This is a genomic window from Enterobacter cloacae complex sp. P29RS, from assembly GCF_014893445.1.
Classification (GTDB): domain Bacteria; phylum Pseudomonadota; class Gammaproteobacteria; order Enterobacterales; family Enterobacteriaceae; genus Enterobacter; species Enterobacter intestinihominis.
In genome coordinates this window covers 97,469-121,744 of the sequence record NZ_JADBPZ010000012.1, presented here as the reverse complement: position 1 = coordinate 121,744, position 24,276 = coordinate 97,469, and the positions used below count along the sequence as shown (strand labels likewise).

Annotated in this window: 21 protein-coding genes; 17 read left to right on the top strand and 4 right to left on the bottom strand. The window is 56.1% G+C overall.

Annotated elements, in window-relative coordinates:
- Nucleotides 1-89: 89 nt before the first annotated feature.
- From lepA to acpS, 7 genes are all read left to right on the top strand, one after another.
- Nucleotides 90-1,895 (top strand): translation elongation factor 4, encoded by a 1,806-nt coding sequence (gene lepA, locus IM282_RS11305; RefSeq protein ID WP_022649041.1) that lies wholly within the window; start codon nucleotides 90-92, stop codon nucleotides 1,893-1,895.
- 15 nt (nucleotides 1,896-1,910) lie between these two features.
- Nucleotides 1,911-2,885: a signal peptidase I gene (lepB, locus tag IM282_RS11300; RefSeq protein WP_192970409.1), complete on the top strand. Its 975-nt coding sequence runs from the start codon at nucleotides 1,911-1,913 to the stop codon at nucleotides 2,883-2,885.
- A 223-nt stretch (nucleotides 2,886-3,108) separates the two neighbouring features.
- Nucleotides 3,109-3,789, top strand: a complete 681-nt coding sequence (gene rnc, locus IM282_RS11295; RefSeq protein WP_023300736.1) for a ribonuclease III — start codon at nucleotides 3,109-3,111, stop codon at nucleotides 3,787-3,789.
- Entirely contained in the window at nucleotides 3,786-4,691 is a 906-nt protein-coding gene (gene era, locus IM282_RS11290; protein WP_022649038.1) for a GTPase Era, read from the top strand. Before rnc ends, era begins: the two co-directional genes overlap by 4 nt.
- Before the next feature lie 17 nt (nucleotides 4,692-4,708).
- A complete protein-coding gene (recO, locus tag IM282_RS11285) occupies nucleotides 4,709-5,416 on the top strand; it encodes a DNA repair protein RecO (RefSeq protein WP_015572142.1) in 708 nt (235 codons plus the stop codon).
- Between the two features lie 75 nt (nucleotides 5,417-5,491).
- Complete coding sequence (pdxJ, locus tag IM282_RS11280; protein WP_015572143.1) at nucleotides 5,492-6,223, top strand: pyridoxine 5'-phosphate synthase; 732 nt, start codon at nucleotides 5,492-5,494, stop codon at nucleotides 6,221-6,223.
- The gene (gene acpS / locus IM282_RS11275; protein ID WP_015572144.1) at nucleotides 6,223-6,603 is read left to right on the top strand and encodes a holo-ACP synthase; all 381 of its coding nucleotides are present in this window, start codon (nucleotides 6,223-6,225) and stop codon (nucleotides 6,601-6,603) included. The genes pdxJ and acpS overlap by 1 nt, the downstream gene beginning before the upstream one ends.
- Here acpS and IM282_RS11270 read toward each other — a convergent pair.
- Entirely contained in the window at nucleotides 6,600-6,860 is a 261-nt protein-coding gene (locus tag IM282_RS11270; RefSeq protein ID WP_023300734.1) for a YfhL family 4Fe-4S dicluster ferredoxin, read from the bottom strand. The two genes, acpS and IM282_RS11270, sit on opposite strands and share 4 nt — an antisense overlap.
- A gap of 56 nt (nucleotides 6,861-6,916) precedes the next feature.
- The gene (locus tag IM282_RS11265) at nucleotides 6,917-7,765 is read right to left on the bottom strand and encodes a MurR/RpiR family transcriptional regulator (protein WP_023300733.1); all 849 of its coding nucleotides are present in this window, start codon (nucleotides 7,763-7,765) and stop codon (nucleotides 6,917-6,919) included.
- Between the two features lie 118 nt (nucleotides 7,766-7,883).
- Here IM282_RS11265 and murQ point away from each other — a divergent pair, with 118 nt between their 5' ends.
- From murQ to tadA, 4 genes are read left to right on the top strand one after another with little or no spacing between them, the layout of a single operon-like run.
- Nucleotides 7,884-8,780 carry an N-acetylmuramic acid 6-phosphate etherase gene (gene murQ / locus IM282_RS11260; protein WP_192970408.1) on the top strand — a complete coding sequence of 299 codons (897 nt, stop codon included), beginning with the start codon at nucleotides 7,884-7,886 and terminating at the stop codon, nucleotides 8,778-8,780.
- Between the two features lie 9 nt (nucleotides 8,781-8,789).
- Nucleotides 8,790-10,154, top strand: coding sequence for a PTS transporter subunit EIIC (locus IM282_RS11255; RefSeq protein ID WP_023306720.1), 1,365 nt, complete (start codon nucleotides 8,790-8,792; stop codon nucleotides 10,152-10,154).
- Between the two features lie 3 nt (nucleotides 10,155-10,157).
- Entirely contained in the window at nucleotides 10,158-10,793 is a 636-nt protein-coding gene (yfhb, locus tag IM282_RS11250) for a phosphatidylglycerophosphatase C (RefSeq protein ID WP_022649033.1), read from the top strand.
- Between the two features lie 24 nt (nucleotides 10,794-10,817).
- Nucleotides 10,818-11,357, top strand: coding sequence for a tRNA adenosine(34) deaminase TadA (tadA, locus tag IM282_RS11245; RefSeq protein WP_023300729.1), 540 nt, complete (start codon nucleotides 10,818-10,820; stop codon nucleotides 11,355-11,357).
- Here tadA and mltF read toward each other — a convergent pair.
- Complete coding sequence (gene mltF / locus IM282_RS11240; protein WP_032623752.1) at nucleotides 11,245-12,795, bottom strand: membrane-bound lytic murein transglycosylase MltF; 1,551 nt, start codon at nucleotides 12,793-12,795, stop codon at nucleotides 11,245-11,247. The two genes, tadA and mltF, sit on opposite strands and share 113 nt — an antisense overlap.
- A 268-nt stretch (nucleotides 12,796-13,063) precedes the next feature.
- Between mltF and purL the strand changes: the two genes are divergently transcribed.
- From purL to glnB, 5 genes are all read left to right on the top strand, one after another.
- On the top strand, nucleotides 13,064-16,951 hold the full coding sequence (gene purL, locus IM282_RS11235) for a phosphoribosylformylglycinamidine synthase (protein ID WP_045308545.1): 3,888 nt from the start codon (nucleotides 13,064-13,066) through the stop codon (nucleotides 16,949-16,951).
- Nucleotides 16,952-17,483: 532 nt separating this feature from the next.
- On the top strand, nucleotides 17,484-18,917 hold the full coding sequence (gene qseE / locus IM282_RS11230; protein WP_038417062.1) for a two component system sensor histidine kinase QseE/GlrK: 1,434 nt from the start codon (nucleotides 17,484-17,486) through the stop codon (nucleotides 18,915-18,917).
- Complete coding sequence (gene qseG, locus IM282_RS11225; protein ID WP_032623754.1) at nucleotides 18,914-19,666, top strand: two-component system QseEF-associated lipoprotein QseG; 753 nt, start codon at nucleotides 18,914-18,916, stop codon at nucleotides 19,664-19,666. The genes qseE and qseG overlap by 4 nt, the downstream gene beginning before the upstream one ends.
- On the top strand, nucleotides 19,663-21,000 hold the full coding sequence (gene glrR / locus IM282_RS11220; protein WP_015572150.1) for a two-component system response regulator GlrR: 1,338 nt from the start codon (nucleotides 19,663-19,665) through the stop codon (nucleotides 20,998-21,000). The genes qseG and glrR overlap by 4 nt, the downstream gene beginning before the upstream one ends.
- An 80-nt stretch (nucleotides 21,001-21,080) precedes the next feature.
- The gene (glnB, locus tag IM282_RS11215; RefSeq protein WP_003860685.1) at nucleotides 21,081-21,419 is read left to right on the top strand and encodes a nitrogen regulatory protein P-II; all 339 of its coding nucleotides are present in this window, start codon (nucleotides 21,081-21,083) and stop codon (nucleotides 21,417-21,419) included.
- An 80-nt stretch (nucleotides 21,420-21,499) separates the two neighbouring features.
- On the opposite strand, the gene hmpA is transcribed toward glnB, so the two are convergent.
- The gene (gene hmpA / locus IM282_RS11210) at nucleotides 21,500-22,690 is read right to left on the bottom strand and encodes an NO-inducible flavohemoprotein (RefSeq protein WP_032623756.1); all 1,191 of its coding nucleotides are present in this window, start codon (nucleotides 22,688-22,690) and stop codon (nucleotides 21,500-21,502) included.
- 304 nt (nucleotides 22,691-22,994) lie between these two features.
- Between hmpA and glyA the strand changes: the two genes are divergently transcribed.
- Nucleotides 22,995-24,248, top strand: coding sequence for a serine hydroxymethyltransferase (gene glyA, locus IM282_RS11205; RefSeq protein ID WP_003860678.1), 1,254 nt, complete (start codon nucleotides 22,995-22,997; stop codon nucleotides 24,246-24,248).
- Nucleotides 24,249-24,276 lie beyond the last annotated feature (28 nt).

Below are 24,276 nucleotides of genomic sequence, written 5' to 3'. Positions count from 1 at the left end.
TAGTGTAGAATGCTGCGTTTTCGCACTGAAAAACGTCAGGCTAAGAACAGCGGCCTCCAGGAATTCGTAAGGCATAATTATTTAACTATATGAAGAACATACGTAACTTTTCGATCATTGCTCACATTGACCACGGTAAGTCGACGCTGTCTGACCGTATTATCCAGATTTGCGGTGGCCTGTCTGATCGTGAAATGGCAGCCCAGGTTCTGGACTCCATGGACCTGGAACGCGAACGCGGTATTACCATTAAAGCCCAGAGCGTGACGCTCGACTATAAGGCTTCCGATGGTGAAACCTACCAGCTGAACTTTATCGACACCCCAGGGCACGTTGACTTTTCTTATGAAGTGTCACGCTCGCTGGCGGCCTGCGAAGGCGCGCTGCTGGTGGTGGATGCCGGGCAGGGCGTAGAGGCCCAGACGCTGGCAAACTGCTATACCGCCATGGAAATGGATCTCGAAGTGGTGCCGGTTCTGAATAAAATCGACCTGCCAGCCGCCGATCCTGAGCGCGTAGCGGAAGAAATTGAAGACATCGTCGGTATCGATGCGACCGATGCAGTGCGCTGCTCGGCAAAAACCGGCGTAGGTGTTCCGGATGTACTGGAACGTCTGGTGCGTGACATTCCGCCGCCGGAAGGTGACCCGGATGCGCCGCTCCAGGCGCTGATCATCGACTCCTGGTTTGATAACTACCTGGGCGTTGTCTCGCTGGTGCGTATTAAAAACGGTACCATGCGTAAAGGCGACAAAATCAAGGTCATGAGCACCGGGCAGGTCTACAACGCTGACCGCCTCGGCATCTTCACGCCAAAACAGGTTGACCGTACCGAACTGAAATGCGGCGAAGTGGGTTGGCTGGTCTGTGCAATTAAAGACATCCTCGGCGCGCCAGTGGGCGATACCCTGACCGGCGCACGTAACCCGGCAGATAAAGCGCTGCCAGGCTTCAAAAAGGTGAAACCGCAGGTTTATGCGGGTCTGTTCCCGGTCAGCTCCGACGATTACGAAAACTTCCGCGATGCGCTCGGAAAGCTGAGCCTCAACGATGCTTCCCTGTTCTATGAGCCAGAAAGCTCAACGGCGCTGGGCTTCGGCTTCCGCTGTGGCTTCCTCGGTCTGCTGCACATGGAGATCATTCAGGAACGTCTGGAGCGTGAATACGATCTGGATCTGATCACCACCGCCCCGACGGTTGTCTACGAAGTAGAAACCACGTCGAAAGAGGTCATCTACGTCGACAGCCCTTCCAAGCTCCCGCCGCTGAATAATATTCAGGAACTGCGCGAGCCTATCGCAGAGTGTCACATGCTGCTGCCGCAGGAGTTCCTCGGCAACGTGATCACCCTGTGTATTGAGAAGCGTGGCGTGCAGACCAACATGGTGTACCACGGTAACCAGGTGGCGCTGACCTATGAAATTCCGATGGCGGAAGTGGTGCTCGACTTCTTCGACCGTCTGAAGTCTACCTCCCGTGGCTATGCGTCACTGGACTACAACTTCAAACGCTTCCAGGCCTCGAACATGGTTCGCGTGGACGTGCTGATCAACGGCGAGCGAGTTGATGCCCTGGCGCTGATCACCCACAACGATAACGCACCGTACCGTGGTCGTGAGCTGGTTGAGAAGATGAAAGAGCTGATCCCGCGTCAGCAGTTTGACATTGCGATTCAGGCGGCCATTGGTAACCACATCATTGCCCGTTCAACCGTGAAGCAGCTGCGTAAAAACGTTCTGGCTAAGTGCTACGGCGGCGACGTCAGCCGTAAGAAAAAGCTGTTGCAGAAGCAGAAAGAAGGTAAGAAGCGTATGAAGCAGGTCGGTAACGTTGAGCTGCCGCAGGAAGCATTCCTTGCCATCCTTCATGTTGGTAAAGACGGAAACGGTAAATAACCTTAAGGAGTTGGCATGGCGAACATGTTTGCCCTGATCCTGGTCATCGCTACCCTGGTAACAGGTCTGTTATGGTGCCTGGATAAGTTTATCTTCGCCCCAAAACGCCGTGAACGTCAGGCTGCCGCGCATGCAGCCACGGGCGATACGCTGGACGCGAAAACCCTGAAAAAAGTCGGCCCAAAACCGGGCTGGCTGGAAACAGGGGCATCGGTCTTCCCGGTGCTGGCGATTGTGCTGGTGGTGCGTTCATTTATTTATGAACCGTTCCAGATCCCGTCAGGATCGATGATGCCAACGCTGCTGATCGGTGATTTCATTCTGGTTGAGAAGTTTGCCTATGGCATCAAAGATCCGATCTACCAGAAAACGCTGATCGAAACGGGTCATCCGAAACGTGGCGACATCGTGGTGTTTAAATATCCGGAAGATCCACGGCTGGATTATATTAAACGCGCGGTAGGTCTGCCGGGCGATAAAGTAACCTACGATCCGATAGCGAAGGAAGTGAGGATTCAGCCAGGCTGTAGCTCTGGAACTGCATGTGAAAATGCGCTGCCAGTCACTTACTCCAACGTTGAGCCAGGTGATTTTGTGCAGACCTTCGCCCGCCGTAATGGCGGTGAAGCGACCAGCGGATTCTTCCAGGTGCCAAAAGGTGAAACCAAAGAGAACGGTATTCGTCTGGTTGAACGCAAAGAGACGCTGGGCGATGTCACTCACCGCATTCTGACCGTGCCAATCGCACAGGACCAGCTAGCAATGTACTACCAGCAGCCAGGCCAGCAGCTGGCGACCTGGATTGTGCCGCCGGGACACTACTTCATGATGGGTGACAACCGCGATAACTCTGCGGACAGCCGTTACTGGGGCTTTGTGCCGGAAGCGAATCTGGTCGGTAAAGCAACCGCTATCTGGATGAGTTTCGAGAAGCAAGAAGGCGAGTGGCCGACCGGCGTTCGCCTGAATCGTATTGGCGGAATTCATTAATTTTCGTCAAAAATAACACGTAGCGGCTTTTATTCGCCGCTACGTGAATTATTTCAGCGATAAATCTCTTTGAACTAACGACATCCCCTGTCGTTGCGTATAGAATATTCCCCCGAAGTTTAAGGTTGGCCCTGCAAGGGTGCCACGGCACACGAAACCGCGTTGGTTTTCTCAGGTCGGTTTCGTGTGCTGCATTTTTGACGCATTCATTTATTGGTATCGCATGAACCCCATCGTAATTAATCGGCTTCAACGGAAGCTGGGCTACACTTTTCATCATCAGGAGTTGTTGCAACAGGCATTAACCCATCGCAGTGCCAGCAGCAAACATAATGAGCGTCTCGAGTTTTTAGGCGACTCTATTTTAAGTTTCGTGATTGCAAATGCGCTTTATCATCGTTTTCCGCGTGTGGACGAAGGTGATATGAGCCGCATGCGTGCCACGCTGGTGCGTGGCAACACCCTCGCTGAAATCGCACGCGAGTTTGAGCTGGGTGAGTGTCTGCGTCTGGGGCCGGGTGAGCTGAAAAGTGGTGGGTTCCGTCGTGAATCCATTCTTGCCGATACGGTCGAGGCTTTAATCGGTGGCGTGTTCCTGGACAGCGATATCCAGACAGTAGAAAAGATGATCCTGAACTGGTATCAGACCCGTCTGGACGAAATCAGCCCGGGCGATAAACAAAAAGATCCTAAAACGCGTCTGCAAGAATATTTGCAGGGTCGTCACCTCCCGCTGCCATCCTATCTGGTGGTGCAGGTACGTGGCGAAGCGCACGATCAGGAATTTACCATCCATTGCCAGGTCAGTGGCCTGAGTGAACCGGTGGTCGGCACGGGTTCAAGCCGTCGTAAGGCTGAACAGGCTGCCGCCGAACAGGCGTTAAAAATGCTGGAGCTGGAATGAGCGAAGAAAAAACGTATTGCGGATTTATTGCCATCGTCGGACGTCCGAACGTTGGTAAATCCACCCTGTTGAATAATCTGCTTGGACAGAAGATTTCCATTACCTCGCGTAAGGCGCAGACCACGCGTCACCGCATCGTCGGTATCCATACTGAAGGCGCTTATCAGGCGATCTACGTCGATACCCCGGGCCTGCACATGGAAGAGAAGCGTGCCATCAACCGTCTGATGAACAAGGCGGCGAGCAGCTCCATTGGCGACGTAGAGCTGGTGATTTTCGTTGTGGAAGGCACCCGCTGGACGCCGGACGACGAAATGGTCCTGAACAAGCTGCGTGACGGCAAAACGCCGGTGATCCTCGCGGTCAATAAAGTGGACAACGTGCAGGAAAAAGCCGATCTGCTGCCGCATCTGCAATGGCTGGGCAGCCAGATGAACTTCCTGGACATCGTCCCGCTGTCTGCGGAAACGGGTCTGAACGTCGATACCATCGCGGGTATCGTGCGTAAACATCTGCCGGAAGCGACTCATCACTTCCCGGAAGACTACATCACCGATCGCTCTCAGCGTTTTATGGCGTCTGAAATCATCCGTGAGAAGCTGATGCGTTTCCTGGGCGCTGAACTGCCGTACTCTGTAACGGTGGAGATCGAGCGTTTCCAGAGCAACGAGCGTGGCGGCTACGATATTAACGGTCTGATCCTCGTTGAGCGTGAAGGTCAGAAGAAGATGGTGATCGGCAATAAAGGTGCCAAGATCAAAACTATCGGAATCGAAGCCCGTAAAGACATGATGGACATGTTTGAAGCACCGGTTCACCTGGAACTGTGGGTGAAAGTGAAATCTGGCTGGGCCGATGATGAGCGTGCGCTGCGCAGCCTCGGTTACGGCGAAGATCAGTAACCTAAGACGACGAGCATATGGATGGATGGCAGCGCGCCTTTGTCCTGCATAGTCGTCCCTGGAGCGAAACCAGCCTGATGCTGGACGTCTTCACGGAAGAGTCCGGTCGCGTGCGCCTTGTTGCCAAAGGCGCACGTTCCAGACGTTCTAATCTGAAAGGTGCCTTGCAGCCTTTCACCCCGCTGCTGGTCCGCTTTGGCGGGCGAGGGGAAGTCAAAACCCTGCGCAGTGCTGAAGCCGTCTCCCTGGCGCTTCCTCTTTCTGGTATCACGCTCTACAGCGGTTTGTATGTCAACGAACTCATTTCACGGGTTCTTGAACATGAGACCCGCTTCTCTGAACTTTTCTTTGATTACCTGCACTGTATTCAGGCACTTGCTGGCGCAACCGGCACCCCTGAGCCTGTGCTGCGTCGTTTCGAACTGGCGCTGCTGGGGCACCTTGGTTACGGCGTTGATTTTCTGCACTGTGCGGGAAGCGGAGACGAGGTAGAAGACACCATGACATATCGCTATCGTGAGGAAAAGGGCTTTATTGCCAGTGTCGTCGTCGATAACAGCACTTTTACCGGGCGCCAGCTCCGGGCACTGTATGAACGCGAGTTCCCGGACGCCGACACCCTGCGTGCGGCAAAACGCTTTACCCGAATCGCGCTCAAGCCGTATCTTGGGGGCAAACCTTTAAAGAGCCGCGAATTATTCAGGCAGTTTATGCCGAAACGCTAATGTTTTACCCCTCACCCCAGCCCTCTCCCGGAGGGAGAGGGAGAAGGTAAATGACCAAAAATACCGAGGATTGTCATGGCTGAATTACTGTTAGGCGTCAATATCGATCACATCGCCACGTTACGTAATGCACGCGGTACCGCGTATCCCGATCCGGTTCAGGCGGCATTTATCGCTGAGCAGGCTGGCGCCGACGGCATTACCGTCCACCTGCGTGAAGATCGTCGCCACATCACTGACCGCGACGTGCGCATCCTGCGTCAGACGCTGGATACCCGCATGAACCTGGAGATGGCGGTGACAGAAGAGATGCTGGCGATTGCCTGCGAGACCAAACCGCATTTCTGCTGCCTGGTGCCGGAAAAGCGTCAGGAAGTGACCACCGAAGGCGGTCTCGATGTGGCCGGGCAGCTCGACAAAATGCGCGATGCCTGCAAACGCCTGGCGGATGCCGGTATCCTGGTATCTTTATTTATCGACGCTGATTTCACCCAGATTAAAGCCGCTGCCGACGTGGGTGCGCCGTATATTGAAATTCACACCGGCTGCTATGCCGATGCCGAAAACGACGCAGCGCAGGCGAAAGAGCTGGAGCGAATCGCCAAAGCGGCAACCTACGCCGCGAGCCTGGGACTGAAGGTTAACGCCGGACACGGCCTGACCTATCACAACGTAAAAGCCATTGCTGCCCTGCCGGAAATGCATGAGCTGAACATTGGCCACGCCATTATTGGTCGTGCGGTGATGAGTGGCCTGAAAGAGGCGGTGTCCGAGATGAAGCGCCTGATGCTGGAAGCGCGTCAGTAATGGCTATTCTGGGCTTAGGCACCGACATCGTTGAAATAGCCCGCATTGAAGCGGTGATCGCCCGCAGCGGCGATCGCCTCGCAAGACGCGTGCTGAGCGATAACGAATGGGCTATCTGGGAGGCGCATCAACAGCCGGTGCGCTTTCTGGCAAAGCGCTTCGCGGTAAAAGAGGCGGCGGCGAAAGCGTTCGGCACGGGCATTCGTAACGGCCTGGCGTTTAACCAGTTTGAAGTGTTTAACGATGAGCTGGGTAAGCCACGTCTGCGTTTATGGGGCGAGGCGCTTAAGCTGGCGGAAAAGCTGGGCGTGGCGCACATGCACGTAACGCTTGCAGATGAACGCCACTATGCCTGTGCGACGGTGATTATTGAGAGTTAAATTTTGTCCGCATGGTGCATCAGGACAAACTTATCCCACAACTGTTCTTCGTTCTCGACGTGTGCCGGATCTTTTAAGATCGTATTGGGAATTGGGCACACCTTCTGGCAGGTCGGCGTTTCATAGTGGCCGATGCATTCGGTGCAGCGGTCGCTGTTAATCTCATAAATGCTGTCGCCCATCGAAATCGCCTGGTTCGGGCATTCGGGTTCGCACATATCGCAGTTGATGCATTTTTTGGTGATTAACAGCGCCATCAGGAAATTCTCAGAAACATCACAAACAGGGCGGGCATTATACGCTCATTCGTTGTTCAAACCAGTTTTTTTACCAGCTCTTCGCTGTGCCGAATACGTTCTGGCGCACGCTCCAGATCCTGCTGAACCAGCGCCATAAACAGCAGGTCCGTCAGCATCATCTGCGCACTCGTCGACGAAATCGCCGCGCTGCGAGTGGCCTGTTCCTCGGCAATGGTATACAGGCAGCGGGTTGCCCGTTGCTGGAGCGCATTCGGGCTAAATCCGGTAATCGCCAGAATTTTTCCCCCTACGCGCAGGGCTTCGTCAGTGGCCATATTAATTTCACGTCGCTCGCCAGAATAGGAGATGGCCAGCAGTAAATCGTCAGGATCCATGGCCTGCACGGTCGCCAGCAGCGCGTGCATATCCTGTTCAACGATGGCGTTATAGCCGATTTTTGTCAGCTTCCAGCCAAAGTTACGCGCAACCAGTCCGGAGGCGCCGATCCCGGTCAACACAATACGCCGCGCGTCGCGAAGCATGGCTACGCTTTCCAGCAGTTTCTCTTCTGTGTTCACATCCAGCGTGGCATGCATTGCCGCCACGTTCTCCTTGATCAGCTTTTCGCCCACCAGACGCATCGGATCGTCGCCACGGATCTGGTTATGCACCGGCATTGACTGCGGATTCGGGTTGCTCACCAGTGCTTCACTGATCGCCAGCTTTAGCGCCGGAAAGCCCTTATAGCCTATTTTCTGGGCGAATTTCACCACGCTCGACTGGCTCACCCCGGCTTCGCCTGCCAGCTGCTGGGAGCTGAGGTGTCGCGCGCGATCGGGCTGAGAAAGTAAAAAATCCGCCAGCTTTTTATCACTCTGGGCAAACCCTGCGTAGCGCTGACGAATACGAATTAAACAGTTCATACGGTCTCCTGGCGAAAATGTGATTACCCGCGCAAATACGAATTTTGCTCGCCTGAATGAATTTTATATTCCATTATAGTGCGTTTATTATGAATTAAAAATTCCAGAGGTAAATAACATGAATCTTGGCTCTCTTGTTTCTGAAACGCGTAACCCGCAAACCATGGATCTTGATGCACTGCCCACGCTGGAGCTGGTAAACCGCTTTAATCAACAGGATACCCTCGTCGCGCTGGCAGTCAAAGAGACATTGCCTGAGGTAGCAAAAGCCGTAGACGCCGCTGCCGGCGCTCTGAAAGCAGGAGGACGCATTATTTATATGGGAGCGGGAACCAGTGGGCGCCTCGGTGTGCTGGATGCCTCAGAATGTCCGCCGACTTTTGGCGTTCCGCACGGGCTGGTCGTTGGCCTGATTGCCGGTGGCCCCGGCGCGCTGCTGAAAGCGGTAGAAGGGGCAGAAGACAATAAACAGCTTGGGGAAGATGATCTCAGGGCGCTAAACCTGACCGCGCAGGATCTGGTGGTCGGCCTGGCGGCTTCTGGTCGTACGCCGTACGTCATTGGTGGACTGGAATATGCCAGACAGACCGGGTGCACCACAGTGGCCATCTCCTGTAACCCGGGCTCGCCGATTGCGCAGGTGGCCGCCATTGCCATCTCTCCGGTCGTCGGGCCGGAAGCGCTCACCGGCTCCACACGGCTGAAGTCGGGTACCGCGCAGAAGCTGGTGCTCAATATGATCTCCACTGGCGCGATGGTGAAATTTGGCAAGGTCTACCAAAACCTGATGGTGGATATGCAGGCCACTAACATCAAGCTGGTGGACAGAGCGTGTCGCATGGTAATGGAAGCGACAGGCGCCAGTCGTGAAGAGGCGGAAAAGGTGCTTCAGCAGACCGATCACGATGTAAAACCCGCCATTCTGATGATATTAACCGGGCTGGATGCAGCCGCGGCCAGAGCCAGACTCGAAGCCCATCACGGGTTTTTACGGGCGGCATTAGAACACCAATAAGAGGCGTGTATGGACAAAACAGCAGCGCTCGCCAGCGACATCCTGCTCGGGATCGGTGGGGAAAAAAATATTCAGCGTCTTGAGAACTGTATGACGCGTGTTCGCGTCGAGGTGCATAACGACGAACAGCTTGATTTGACGCGCCTTAAGCAGCTTCCCGGCGTGAGCGGGTACGTTAAGCAGGGGCAACAGCACCAGTTGATTGTCGGTCCGGGCAAAGCGGCGCAGGTGGTAGATGCCATGCGCGCCCTGATGACGGGCGGTGAAACGGCTCCCGCCTTTGACGATGCGGAACGCACCAAAGCGCAGGCGAAAGCCAAATACAAAGCCCCTATGAGCGATGCGCTGCGCCAGCTGGCTAACGTCTTTATTCCGCTGATCCCGGCGTTTATCGCGTCGGGGCTGATCACCGGGATTATCAATATTCTTAAGCGTCCGGATATTGTCGGGGATTTTGCCACGCAGTATCCGAACCTGCTGGGTATTCTGGCGATTTTCGGCAGCGCGGTGTTTGCCATCATGAACATTCTGGTGGGGGTGAACACGGCCAAAGTGTTTGGCGGCTCGCTGGCGATGGGCGGCGTTATGGCGGGTATCCTCTCCAGCCCGCAGCTGGCGCAGATTACGCTGTTTGGCGAGGCGCTTCAGCCTGGCCGCGGCGGGGTGATTGCCGTGCTGCTGGTGGTCATTCTGATGTGCTGGATCGAGAAAAAGCTGCGCGCGGTGCTGCCAGGCTCGATTGAGCTGATCCTCAACCCGCTGCTGACCACATTGATTACCGGGAGCGTGGCGATTGTGGCGCTGCAACCGTTAGGTGGCGCCATCTCTGAAGCCATCGCCCACGGCGCGTCTCTGGCTATCGATCGCGGTGGGTTATTGGTGGGGGCTGTGCTGTCCGGAACCTTCCTGCCGTTAGTGCTGACCGGTCTGCATCAGGGGCTAGTGCCGATTCACGTCGAACTGGTACAGGCGCACGGCTATAACGCCCTGCTGCCGATCCTGTCGATGGCGGGCGTTGGGCAGGTCGGCGCGGCCATCGCGGTGCTGATGAAAACCCGCAACGCACGTCTGAAAAAGGTCATTAAAGGGGCGTTGCCGGTCGGGTTGCTCGGTATCGGCGAGCCGCTGATTTTCGGCGTTACGCTGCCGCTGGGCAAGCCGTTCCTGGCCGCCTGTCTCGGTGGCGCGGTGGGCGGGGCGTTGATTAGCTACTGGAAAGTGGCGACCGTTATCACCTTCGGGATTTCCGGTTTACCGCTGGCATTAACCATCGTGACCGGAAAAGTGATGCTCTATCTGTTAGGCTATCTGGTAGCGGTGATCGCCGGGTTCCTGTTTACCTGGCTATTAGGATTCAACGACCCAGAGGAGTAAGGTTTGGCAAATCACGAGCGTCGCGTTGTCTTTTTTGATCTGGATGGAACGCTGCATCAGCAGGATATGTTCGGCACCTTTATGCGCTATCTGCTGCGGCGCCAGCCCCTTAACGCGTTGCTGGTATTGCCCCTTTTACCCGTTATTGGCATCGCGCTACTGGTGAAAGGCCGTTCAGCGCGCTGGCCGATGAGCCTGCTGCTCTGGGGATGCACGTTTGGTCATAGCGAAGCGCGTCTTAAGCAGCTTGAACAGGATTTTGCCCACTGGTTTCGCGGGCACGTCGCCGCGTTTCCCGTGGTCCAGGCGCGCCTGACCAGCTATCTCGACGCCAACGATGCCGATATCTGGCTGATTACCGGCTCCCCGCAGACGCTGGTGGAGCAGGTCTATTATGATACGCCCTGGCTGCCGCGCGTAAACCTTATCGCCACGCAGATCGCGCGCGGCTACGGCGGCTGGGTGCTCACCCTGCGTTGCCTCGGACATGAAAAAGTGGTGCAGCTGGAGAAACGCATCGGTACGCCGCTGCGTCTGTACAGCGGCTACAGCGACAGCAAGCAGGACAACCCGCTGCTCTATTTTTGCCAGCACCGCTGGCGCGTCACGCCTCTGGGCGAACTTCAGCAACTCGAATAGTCTTATCTGTACCGGCTGTGTATAATGCCGCCCGCTTTTCGACTGGAGTATCAGCCCTTGTCCAACCCTGAACACAATCATGAATACTGGATGCGCCACGCGCTGGCGCTGGCTCAGCGCGCCTGGGAAGAGGGCGAAGTTCCCGTGGGCGCGGTGCTGGTCCATAACAATCAGGTAATTGGTGAAGGGTGGAACCGTCCGATTGGCCGTCACGATCCTACCGCGCATGCTGAAATTATGGCGCTGCGTCAGGGCGGACTGGTGCTGCAAAACTATCGTCTGCTTGATACCACTCTGTACGTCACCCTTGAACCGTGCGTGATGTGCTCCGGGGCGATGGTGCACAGCCGAATCGGTACGCTGGTGTTTGGCGCGCGGGATGAAAAAACGGGCGCTGCTGGTTCACTGATGGACGTGCTTGGGCATCCGGGGATGAACCACCAGGTGAAAACTATCGGCGGGGTACTTGCACCAGAATGTTCGGGTCTGTTAAGTGACTTTTTTCGAATGCGTCGGCTGCAGAAAAAGCAACAAAAGGCAGAATTGAAACCGCAGGGTGATTAAGCTCGTCCGGTGCGACCACCGGATAGCTTTCAGCCAGCTGTTGCGCCTCGGCCGCCTCTTTTTCTTTCTCCAGCAGATATCCCACCAGGCTTATCTGATACTTACGAATATTTTCCACGTAGGCATACGCTTCATGCCCGCGCGCATAGCCGTACGTCAGCTTCTGGTACCACTGTTTCTGGCTAAGCAGCGGCAGGCGCTGTTTTACATCTGACCAGCTGTCCGGGTTACCTTTGGTTTTTGCCGTCAGCGTCCGCGCGTCGAGCATATGGGCATAACCCATGTTATAGGCGGCCAGCGCAAACCAGATCCGCTCCCCTTCAGGGACCGTCTCCGGCACTTTCGCCATCATATCCTGTAAATATTGCGCGCCGCCGCTGATGCTCTGTTCCGCATCGGTTCGATCGCTAATGCCGAGGCTCTGCGCGGTATTTTTGGTCAGCATCATCAACCCGCGCACGCCCGTGGGGGAGGTGGCCTGAGCATCCCAGTGCGATTCCTGGTAGGAAATTGCCGCCAGTAACTTCCAGTCAATCTCCTGAGCGTACTTCTCGAACAGCGGTTGCAGGTCCGGCAGCACGCTATCCACCGCGCGCAGGAAGGAGCGGGTGTCAACGTAATCAAAATCGTCACCGTGACCGAGATATTTCTCTTCCAGACGCGCCAGGGTGCCGTCTTCATTGATGGAATTAAAGAAATCGAGCATAGCCGCAGAGACGGTTTGATCGTCGTCCAACTGGGTAAACCAGGTTACCGGCTGTTCATCGGTCACATCCAGCGCCACGGCGATTTCAGGATGAACGCGCTGGAAAAGGCTGATCGCCACCGAATCAGCAATGGTATAGGCCAGCTTTTTATCTTTTACCTGCTCCAGCAATTCGGTAGTGCCGAGTTTAGGATCGACCGTCCAGCTGAGGTTCGGGTATTTTTTCTCTTTCAACGCCCGCAGATCGTCAATCACCACATGGCCTGGCGCAATGGTCAATTGCTGGTCGGTAATGTCGGCCAGTGAGCGCGGGCGCAAGCTACCCACACGATAAACCACCTGCTGCGACACGGAGTAATAGGTCGGGCCCGGCTGATAATTTTTGCTGCGTTCGCTGTTGTACACCAGACCTGCGGCGAGAATATCGGCACGGTCATGGTCTAAATCATCAAACAGCTGGTTGATGTTCTGCCGCACGGTGACTTTCAGCTTCACGCCCAGATAGTCCGCAAACAGCTGTGCCAGTTCGTAATCAAGACCAATGGTTTTACCGTTGATATCGTCGTATATAAGCGGAGAGGAGAGGGTACTGACGCGCAACTCCCCCCGCTCCTGAATGGCGGCGATACGGTTTTCGGCTTTGCCGAACCAGGGGATAGACGGCCAGAGGGCCACTGCCAGCAGCAACGTAACAATGCCGATGAGCAGATAATTAATCTTTAATTTTTTCAATTAGTTAATTCTCTGCGACGCCGGTTGCCTCAGTGTGCTGTAGTCATGTTAAGAGTAGAGTTTGCCATTGATTGAGCGGCATTTTGCGCAAAGTAGCGCCAGTTGGCAACCAATTAGAGAGACAGGTCACATCTATTGTTAAACAAAAAGGATGATTTTATTTCGACGCAAACGGTTTCGTCGGCGCTCAGGATTCTCTATAATGACGCCCGTTTTCCCCCCCTTGCGCACACTGTAAGCGCCCCGGCGCTTCGAAGACGAGAGACTTATGATGGAAATTCTGCGTGGTTCGCCTGCACTGTCTGCCTTCCGTATTAATAAACTGCTGGCACGTTTTCAGGCGGCCGACCTTCCGGTAAGCAATATTTACGCTGAGTATGTCCATTTTGCTGACCTGAATGCCCCCCTGAATGCAGAGGAGCGCGTACAGCTGGAACGTCTGCTTAAATATGGCCCAAGCCTGAGCAGCCATACGCCGACCGGCAAATTAATCCTCGCCACGCCACGTCCTGGCACCATCTCCCCCTGGTCTTCCAAAGCCACCGACATCGCTCACAACTGCGGCCTGAGCCAGATTAACCGTCTGGAGCGCGGCGTGGCGTACTATGTGGAAGCGTCAACCCTGAGCGACGCGCAGTGGCAGGCCGTGACAGCGGAGCTGCACGACCGCATGATGGAGAGCGTGTTTGACTCTCTGGATGATGCGCAGAAACTGTTCTCCCACCATCAGCCTGCGCCGGTACAGAGCGTGGATCTGCTGGGGCAGGGGCGTCAGGCGCTGATCGACGCAAACCTGCGTCTTGGTCTGGCGCTCGCAGAAGATGAAATCGACTACCTTCAGGATGCATTCGTTAAGCTGAATCGCAACCCGAACGACATCGAACTGTATATGTTCGCGCAGGCCAACTCCGAGCACTGCCGCCACAAAATTTTCAACGCCGACTGGATTATCGACGGCGAACAGCAGCCGAAGTCGCTGTTCAAAATGATCAAAAACACCATGGAGCAAACCCCTGACCACGTGCTGTCTGCCTATAAAGACAACGCCGCGGTGATGGAAGGTTCCGAGGTGGGCCGCTTCTTCGCTGACCGCGAAGCAGGGCGCTATGACTTCCACCAGGAGCCTGCGCATATCCTGATGAAAGTGGAAACCCACAACCACCCGACGGCCATCTCTCCGTGGCCGGGTGCGGCGACCGGCTCCGGCGGTGAAATCCGTGACGAAGGTGCGACCGGTCGCGGCGCGAAACCAAAAGCGGGTCTGGTCGGTTTCTCCGTTTCCAACCTGCGTATCCCGGGCTTTGAACAGCCGTGGGAAGAAGATTTCGGCAAGCCAGAGCGCATCGTGACCGCGCTGGATATCATGACCGAAGGCCCGCTGGGCGGCGCGGCGTTTAACAACGAATTTGGTCGTCCGGCGCTGAACGGTTATTTCCGTACCTATGAAGAGAAAGTGGACAGCCACAACGGCGAAGAGCTGCGCGGCTACCACAAACCCATCATGCTGGCGGGCGGGATCGGCAACATTCGCGCCGATCACGTGCAAAAAGGTGAGATCGTCGTGGGCGCGAAGCTGATCGTGCTCGGCGGCCCGGCCATGAACATTGGTCTGGGCGGTGGTGCAGCCTCGTCTATGGCTTCCGGCCAGTCTGATGCGGATCTCGACTTCGCGTCCGTGCAGCGCGACAACCCGGAAATGGAGCGCCGCTGTCAGGAAGTGATCGACCGCTGCTGGCAGCTCGGCGATGCCAACCCGATTCTGTTCATCCACGACGTGGGCGCGGGTGGGCTCTCTAACGCCATGCCGGAACTGGTGAGCGACGGCGGTCGCGGCGGGCGCTTCAACCTGCGCGATATCCTGAGCGATGAGCCAGGCATGAGCCCGCTGGAAATCTGGTGTAACGAATCCCAGGAGCGCTACGTGCTGGCGGTTGCTGCCGATCAGCTGCCGCTGTTTGACGAGCTGTGCCGCCGCGAGCGCGCGCCGTATGCCGTCATCGGTGAAGCTACCGAAGAGCAGCACCTGACTCTCAGTGATACCCATTTCGACAACCAGCCGATCGATCTGCCGCTCGACGTGCTTCTCGGCAAAACGCCGAAGATGACCCGCGACGTTACAACCCGCAAAGCGGCGGGTAAAGCGCTGGATCGTCAGGGCATTATTGTGGCGGAAGCGGTTAACCGCGTGCTGCACCTGCCTGCGGTGGCGGAGAAAACCTTCCTGGTCACCATCGGCGACCGTACCGTGACCGGTATGGTGTCACGCGATCAGATGGTCGGCCCGTGGCAGATCCCGGTCGCTAACTGCGCCGTGACCACCGCGAGCCTCGACAGCTACTACGGCGAAGCGATGGCGCTGGGTGAACGCACCCCGGTGGCTCTGCTGGACTTCGCCGCTTCTGCCCGTCTGGCGGTCGGTGAAGCGCTGACCAATATCGCCGCGACGCAGATTGGCGACATCAAACGCATCAAACTTTCCGCGAACTGGATGGCCGCTGCCGGTCACCCTGGCGAAGACGCGGGCCTGTACGAAGCGGTAAAAGCGGTGGGTGAAGAGCTGTGTCCTGCGCTCGGCCTGACCATTCCGGTGGGTAAAGACTCCATGTCGATGAAAACCCGCTGGCAGGAAGGCAGCGAGCAGCGCGAGATGACTTCGCCTCTGTCGCTGGTGATCACCGCGTTTGCGCGCGTGGAAGACGTGCGTCATACCGTTACGCCGCAGCTTTCCACTGATGATAACGCCCTGCTGTTGATTGACCTCGGCAAAGGCCATAACGCGCTGGGTGCCACCGCGCTGGCACAGGTTTATCGCCAGCTCGGCGAAAAGCCAGCCGACGTGCGGGACGTCGCACAGTTGAAAGGCTTCTACGACGCAATTCAGGCGCTGGTGGCGCAGCGTAAGCTGCTTGCCTACCACGATCGTTCCGATGGCGGCCTGCTGGTGACGCTGGCAGAGATGGCCTTCACCGGCCACTGCGGCGTTGAAGCAAACATTGCAACGCTTGGTGAAGACCGCCTGGCGGCGCTGTTTAACGAAGAGCTGGGTGCCGTCATTCAGGTACGCGCCGCAGATCGCGACGCGGTGGAAGCGATTCTGGCGCAGCACGGTCTGGCAGACTGCGTGCACTATCTCGGTAAAGCGGTGCAGGGCGACCGCTTCGTGATTGAAGCCGACGGCCACCCGGTGTTCAGCGAAAGCCGCACCACGTTGCGTATGTGGTGGGCGGAAACCACCTGGCAGATGCAGCGCCTGCGTGACAACCCGGAATGTGCCGATCAGGAGCATAACGCGAAGGCGAACGACAACGATCCTGGCCTGAACGTGAAGCTCACCTTTGACATCAACGAAGACATTGCCGCGCCGTACATTGCGACCGGTGCGCGTCCGAAAGTGGCCGTGCTGCGCGAGCAGGGCGTTAACTCCCACGTTGAGATGGCAGCGGCCTTCCACCGGGCGGGCTTTGACGCCATCGACGTCCACATGAGCGACCTGCTGGCAGGGCGTACCGGGCTGGATGATTTCCAGGCACTGGTAGCCTGCGGGGGGTTCTCTTACGGTGACGTGCTGGGCGCGGGCGAAGGCTGGGCGAAGTCCATCCTGTTCAACAGCCGCGTACGTGACGAGTTTGAAACCTTCTTCCACCGTCCGCAGACGCTGGCGCTGGGGGTGTGTAACGGCTGCCAGATGATGTCTAACCTGCGCGAGCTGATCCCGGGCAGCGAAGCCTGGCCGCGCTTTGTGCGTAACCAGTCTGACCGCTTTGAAGCGCGCTTCAGCCTGGTAGAAGTAACCCAAAGCCCGTCTCTGCTGTTGCAGGGGATGGTCGGTTCGCAGATGCCAATCGCGGTTTCGCACGGTGAAGGTCAGGTTGAAGTCCGTGATGCGGCGCACCTGGCTCAGCTTGAAAGCAAAGGACTGGTGGCGCTGCGCTTTGTTGATAACTTTGGCAAGGTCACCGAAACCTATCCGGCTAACCCGAACGGTTCGGCAAATGGCATTACCGCGGTCACCAGCGAAAGCGGTCGGGTGACGATTATGATGCCGCACCCGGAGCGTGTCTTCCGTACCGTGAGCAACTCCTGGCACCCGGAAAACTGGGGCGAGGACAGCCCGTGGATGCGCATTTTCCGCAACGCACGTAAACAACTAGGTTAAGTTTCTACGCCCTGACTGTAGGCCCGGTAAGCGCGAGCGCCACCGGGCTTTTTTGTCTCTGTCGCAAAATCGCGACAACTCTCTGGTCTGAGTGTCTCCAAAAGGAGACATTTAACCTATTGATTTATATGCGGCAGGACAGGTTCCCGTTAAGGTGTTGCTTAATAGCGACACTTAGCCTGGAAATCATTCACGTAACAATCAATACGGTTTGATAATAAAAATATTACTAATCATAAGGATAGCATTAATTTTTGCAATCTGGCACGCGTGTTGCATAATAGTAACCAGTGGCTCATTCACCTTCTTATGTCAGCCCCTTCGGGACGTGCTACATAAACTTCGAATGACGCACAAAAAGGTGCCTGCCGTCCAACTACTGATTATTGCAATGCTTTATCAGGCCAGGGCGAAACGTCGAGTTAGGCACCGCCTTATTCCATGACAAAGCCGGGTTTTTACCCGGCTTTGTTGTATCTGAAGGGCAGACTCAGTTACGCTCTCCTCAAACCCGGATGAAGAGAGTAATGTGTTGAAACGCTGGCCCGCTTTCCCTCGCTCCCTGCGACAGCTCGTTATGATGGCCTTCCTGCTGATCCTGCTACCTTTGCTGGTTCTGGCCTGGCAGGCCTGGCAAAGCCTGAACGCGTTAAGTGCTCAGGCGGCCCTGACTAACCGCACCACGCTTATTGATGCTCGCCGTAGCGAGGCGATGACCAACGCCGCGCTTGAGATGGAGCGTAGCTATCGCCAGTACTGCGTGCTGGACGATCGCACGCTGGAGAGGGTCTATCAGAACCAGCGTAAACGCTACAGCGAAATGCTGGACGCCCACGCCGGGGTGCTGCCAGATGACAAACTCTATCAGGCGCTGCGTCAGGATCTGAACGATCTGGCGCAGCTCCAGTGCAAAAACAGCGGTCCTGATGCCGCCGCCGCCGCCCGACTTGAAGCCTTCGCGAACGCCAATACGGAGATGGTTCAGTCCACCCGTACGGTTATCTTTTCCCGTGGTCAGCAGCTTCAGCAGGAGATTGCCGAGCGCGGCCAGTTCTTCGGCTGGCAGGCGCTGGTGCTGTTCCTCGTCAGCCTGGGGCTGGTGCTGCTCTTTACCCGCATGATCATCGGCCCCGTGAAGGGGATCCAGCGGATGATTAACCGCCTGGGGGAGGGTAAATCTCTCGGGGATACGGTCGTTTTTAAAGGCCCGCGCGAGCTGCGCTCGGTCGGTCAACGCATCATCTGGCTTTCAGAGCGCCTGGCGTGGCTGGAATCGCAGCGCCACCAGTTCCTGCGCCATATCTCACACGAACTCAAAACGCCGCTGGCCAGCATGCGTGAAGGTACGGAACTGCTGGCCGACGAAGTGGCGGGGCCGTTAACCCCTGAGCAAAAAGAGATCGTGGCGATTCTGGATGCCAGCAGCCGCAATTTACAAAAGCTTATTGAACAACTGCTGGACTATAACCGCAAGCTGGCGGATGGTGCTGTGGTGCTTGAAAGCGTTGAGATTGAACCGCTGGTGGACATGGTGATCTCCGCCCATAGCCTGCCAGCAAGAGCTAAAATGATGCATACCCAGGTGGAACTCAACGCGCCAGCCTGTCTTGCAGAACCGATGCTGTTAATGAGCGTACTGGATAATCTTTATTCCAATGCGGTGCACTATGGTACTGAATCCGGTACCATTTATATCAGAAGCAATAACAACGGTTCGCGGGTATTTATTGACGTAGCGAATACCGGAAGCCCGATTCCGGATGATGAAAAAACGCTGATCTTTGAACCCTTCTTCCAGGGGAGTCATCAGCGAAAAGGTGCGGTAAAAGGAAGTGGTCTGGGGCTGAGTATTGCCCGCGACTGCATACGACGCATGCAGGGTGAGCTTAACATCGTGAGTGATGAACGCGCCGATGTCTGTTTTCGTATCGAACTGCCTCTTGAGCCGGAAAAATCAATGAAATGAATAACAACCTGGTGAGTATGTCACACGTCTTTTACCGCGCACTGCGCGCGGTGTTTTCCAGCAAAAATGTGCGCCTCAGCCTGCCCTGCTTACTGCTGGCAGGCTGTGTAACCCATGCACCGAAAAGTGCAATTAGCCACAAACAGGAAGATAAATGGCCGCAAAAACAGCTGGCTGATTTCCTTTCGACACGTTGCGATGATATCTGGAGCCTGTCGGGGCGTGATGTAGAATCCAATCCTCTGTTCTGGCTGCGCGGAATAGACTGCGCCCAGCGGCTGGCGCCCGCCGAGGCCCGTGCCCAGGCGGCGATGCTGGTGGACGATACCTGGCAGGACGCGTTTAAACGCGGGATCGTGATGGCGGATGCCAGAATCACGCCTGTCGAACGCCGCGCCAACGTGACGCGGCTGGATACTTACGTGATCAATATTCCCCCGCAGGTGCGCCCGGTCTATCAGCTCTGGCGGGACGGACAAACCCTGCAATTACAGCTGTCTGAAGAGCGTTTCCGCTACAGCAAATTGCAGCAGTCAAGCGACAGCGAGCTTGATGCGCTTCGCCAGCAGCAGGAGTCGCTGCGCGAGCAGCTGGAAACCACCACCCGCAAGCTCGAAAATCTGACCGATATCGAAAGACAGCTCTCGACGCGTAAGCCGGCAGGCAGCTATCTGCCTGATGGGTCGAAAGGCAACTCTGCCACGACGCCAGACAGTGAGACGCCGAAACAAGAGGATGTGAAGCCATGACAAGCCGTAAACCTGCCCATCTGTTACTGGTGGATGACGATCCCGGGCTGTTAAAGCTGCTGGGGATGCGTCTGGTCAGCGAAGGCTACAGCGTGGTCACCGCTGAAAGCGGGCAGGAGGGGCTGAAGGTGCTCAGCCGTGAGAAAATCGATCTGGTGATCAGCGATTTGCGCATGGATGAAATGGATGGCCTGCAACTGTTCACGGAGATCCAGAAGCAGCAGCCCGGGATGCCGGTGATTATCCTCACCGCTCACGGATCTATTCCTGATGCGGTGGCCGCGACGCAGCAGGGGGTATTCAGCTTCCTCACCAAACCGGTGGATAAAGACGCCCTCTATAAAGCGATCGACAGCGCCCTTGAGCACGCGGCGCCATCCGGAGACGACGCCTGGCGTGAATCCATCGTGACGCGTAGCCCTGTAATGCTGCGCCTGCTGGAACAGGCGCGGATGGTGGCGCAATCCGACGTTAGCGTGCTGATCAACGGCCAGAGCGGGACCGGGAAAGAGATCCTCGCCCAGGCGATCCACAACGCCAGCCCGCGCAGTAAAAATGCTTTTATTGCCATTAACTGTGGCGCGTTGCCGGAACAGCTGCTCGAATCAGAGCTCTTCGGCCATGCCCGCGGCGCCTTTACCGGCGCGGTGAGCAGCCGTGAAGGGCTGTTCCAGGCGGCTGAGGGCGGCACGCTGTTTCTTGATGAAATTGGCGATATGCCCGCGCCGCTGCAGGTCAAATTGCTGCGCGTGTTGCAGGAGCGGAAAGTACGTCCGCTCGGCAGCAACCGCGATATCGATATCAACGTGCGTATTATTTCTGCCACCCACCGTGATTTACCCAAGGTGATGGCGCGCAACGAGTTCCGCGAAGATCTCTACTATCGACTGAATGTCGTCAACCTGAAAATCCCGGCGCTGGCCGAGCGTGCGGAAGATATCCCGCTGCTGGCAAATCACCTTTTGCGCCAGGCCGCTGACCGCCACAAACCGTTTGTGCGCGCGTTCTCCACCGATGCGATGAAACGCCTGATGACCGCAAGCTGGCCGGGTAACGTACGCCAGCTGGTGAACGTGATTGAGCAGTGCGTGGCGCTGACGTCATCGCCGGTGATCAGCGATGCGCTGGTGGAGCAGGCGCTCGAGGGGGAAAACACGGCCTTACCGACGTTTGCGGAAGCGCGAAATCAGTTCGAGCTGAACTATCTGCGCAAGCTGCTGCAAATCACCAAAGGCAACGTGACCCACGCGGCGCGCATGGCCGGGCGTAACCGTACCGAGTTCTATAAATTGCTCTCACGCCACGAGCTGGAAGCGAACGATTTTAAAGAGTAATACCGCAAAATTCGCCTGAATATGATACTGTGAGCAACCGATTACGAGGCTGCTTACTGGCAAGAGTTTAAGGACCCACCATGAAAAAAATTGATGCGATTATTAAACCTTTCAAACTGGATGATGTACGTGAAGCGCTGGCAGAAGTAGGCATCACCGGGATGACCGTAACTGAAGTGAAAGGTTTTGGTCGTCAGAAGGGCCACACCGAGCTATACCGTGGCGCAGAGTACATGGTGGACTTTCTGCCGAAAGTGAAAATCGAGATCGTGGTGAGCGATGATATCGTCGATACCTGTGTGGATACCATCATCCGCACGGCGCAGACCGGTAAAATTGGCGACGGGAAAATCTTCGTCTTTGACGTGGCGCGCGTGATCCGTATCCGTACCGGCGAAGAAGACGACGCGGCGATTTAACATTCTTGCCGGGTGGCGCTGCGCTTACCCGGCCTACAGAACCCTTCGCAGGTCCGTGCAAGCGCAGCGCCGCCGGGCGATTACAGCACTTTATGCGGGCCGAAACATTCGTAATGAATGTTGTCTTTGTTCACGCCCAGGTCTACCAGCTGCTTCGCGGCATACTGCATAAACGCTACCGGCCCACACACGTAGAACTGCATCCCCGGTGCGCTAAACGCCCCTTCGTGCTGCCCTAAATTCATCAGGCCTTCGCTGTCAAAACGTGCCGCTGCGCGGTCAGCTTCCGTGGGTAAACGATACCAGGTATGCGCGGTAAAGTGTGGCAGACCCGCTCCGAGCGCTTTCACTTCATCTGCAAAGGCGTGCACATCACCGTTTTCGGCCGCGTGGAACCAGTTAACCTGCGCGCTGTGGTTTGATTTTGCCAGCGTATCCAGCATCGCCAGCATTGGCGTTTGACCAACACCTGCGGAAATCAGCGTCACCGGGGTACCCGATTCCACCGCCATAAAGAAATCACCCGCTGGCGCGGCCAGATGAACGATATCACCCACGCTGGCGACGTTATGCAGCCAGCTGGATACCTGACCGCCTTCCTCACGTTTAACCGCAATGCGATAGCCTTTGCCGTCTGGCTTGCGGGTCAGGGAGTACTGGCGAATCTCCTGGTGCGGGAAGCCTTCAGGCTTCAGCCAGACGCCCAGATACTGCCCCGGCTGGTAATCGGCAACTGGCTGGCCGTCCACCGGCTCAAACTCAAAGCTGGTGATCAGTGCGCTGCGCGGGGTTTTCTCAACGATGCGGAAAGCACGCGTGCCTTCCCAGCCGCCATTCTTGCTGGCGTTTTCGCTGTAGATCTGCGCTTCACGGTTGATGAACACGTTTGCCAGCACGCCGTATGCCTTACCCCAGGCATCCAGCACTTCCTGGCCCGGGCTGAACATTTCGTCCAGGGTTGCCAGCAGGTGACTGCCCACGATGTTGTACTGCTCAGGTTTGATCTGGAAGCTGGTGTGCTTCTGGGCGATTTTTTCCACCGCAGGCAGCAGAGCCGGCAGGTTTTCGATGTTGCTGGCATAGGCGGCAATAGCGTTAAACAGCGCTTCGCGCTGATCGCCGTTACGCTGGTTGCTCATGTTGAAAATCTCTTTGAGCTCCGGGTTATGCGCGAACATGCGATCGTAGAAATGAGCGGTCAGTTTAGGACCCGTTTCAACCAGCAGGGGGATTGTGGCTTTCACGGTAGCGATGGTTTGGGCGTCGAGCATAGCAGCTTCCTTCTGATGTTACTTTAATGATGTATTTTATATGCATCTTATAAAAATACCCCTGCAATGTAAATGGTTCTTTGCATCGTGAAAAATATGCATCACAAAGCTGAAAAGAAATCCGTTGAAAATGGCGAGAGCTTTATTGCTCAAACCCTTGCGTGGCGTGGAGGTAAACGTTTGCGTAAAATCGTTTGTCAAGACCTGTTATCGCAGAACTATTCAGTTATACTGTTGCCCGTCGTCCAACAGGACTGCCTTTTCAGGCCAAAAATTTACTTGTTAGCTGAGTCAGGAGATGCGGATGTTAAAGCGTGAAATGAACATTGCCGATTATGATGCCGAACTGTGGCAGGCTATGGAGCAGGAAAAAGTACGTCAGGAAGAGCACATCGAACTGATCGCCTCCGAAAACTACACCAGCCCGCGCGTGATGCAGGCGCAGGGTTCTCAGCTGACCAACAAATATGCTGAAGGTTATCCGGGCAAGCGCTACTACGGCGGTTGCGAATACGTTGATATCGTTGAGCAACTGGCGATTGACCGTGCGAAAGAACTCTTTGGCGCTGACTACGCGAACGTCCAGCCGCACTCTGGCTCTCAGGCTAACTTCGCTGTTTACACCGCGCTGTTGCAGCCGGGCGATACCGTTCTGGGTATGAACCTGGCGCAGGGCGGCCACCTGACTCACGGCTCTCCGGTTAACTTCTCTGGCAAACTGTACAACATCATCCCTTACGGTATTGATGAGTCCGGTAAAATTGACTACGAAGACATGGCGAAGCAGGCCAAAGAGCACAAGCCGAAGATGATCATCGGTGGCTTCTCTGCTTACTCCGGCATCGTTGACTGGGCAAAAATGCGTGAAATCGCTGACAGCATCGGCGCGTACCTGTTCGTCGACATGGCGCACGTTGCCGGTCTGATTGCCGCTGGCGTTTACCCGAACCCGGTTCCACATGCGCACGTTGTGACCACCACCACCCACAAAACCCTGGCGGGTCCACGCGGTGGCCTGATCCTGGCGAAAGGCGGTGACGAAGAGCTGTACAAAAAGCTGAACTCCGCCGTGTTCCCAAGTGCCCAGGGCGGCCCGCTGATGCACGTTATCGCCGCGAAAGCCGTCGCGCTGAAAGAAGCGATGGAGCCAGAGTTCAAGGTTTATCAGCAGCAGGTTGCTAAGAACGCCAAAGCGATGGTGGAAGTGTTCCTGAACCGCGGTTACAAAGTGGTATCCGGCGGGACTGAAAACCACCTGTTCCTGCTGGATCTTGTCGACAAGAACCTGACCGGTAAAGAAGCTGACGCAGCCCTCGGCCGCGCCAACATCACCGTGAACAAAAACAGCGTGCCAAACGATCCGAAGAGCCCGTTCGTGACTTCCGGTATCCGTATCGGTTCTCCGGCCGTAACTCGCCGTGGCTTTAAAGAAGCGGAAGTGAAAGAGCTGGCGGGCTGGATGTGTGACGTTCTGGACAACATCAATGACGACGCGGTTATCGAGCGCGTTAAAGGTAAAGTGCTGGACATCTGCGCACGCTTCCCGGTGTACGCATAATTCTCTGCGTTGCAGAACTGAAAAAGGC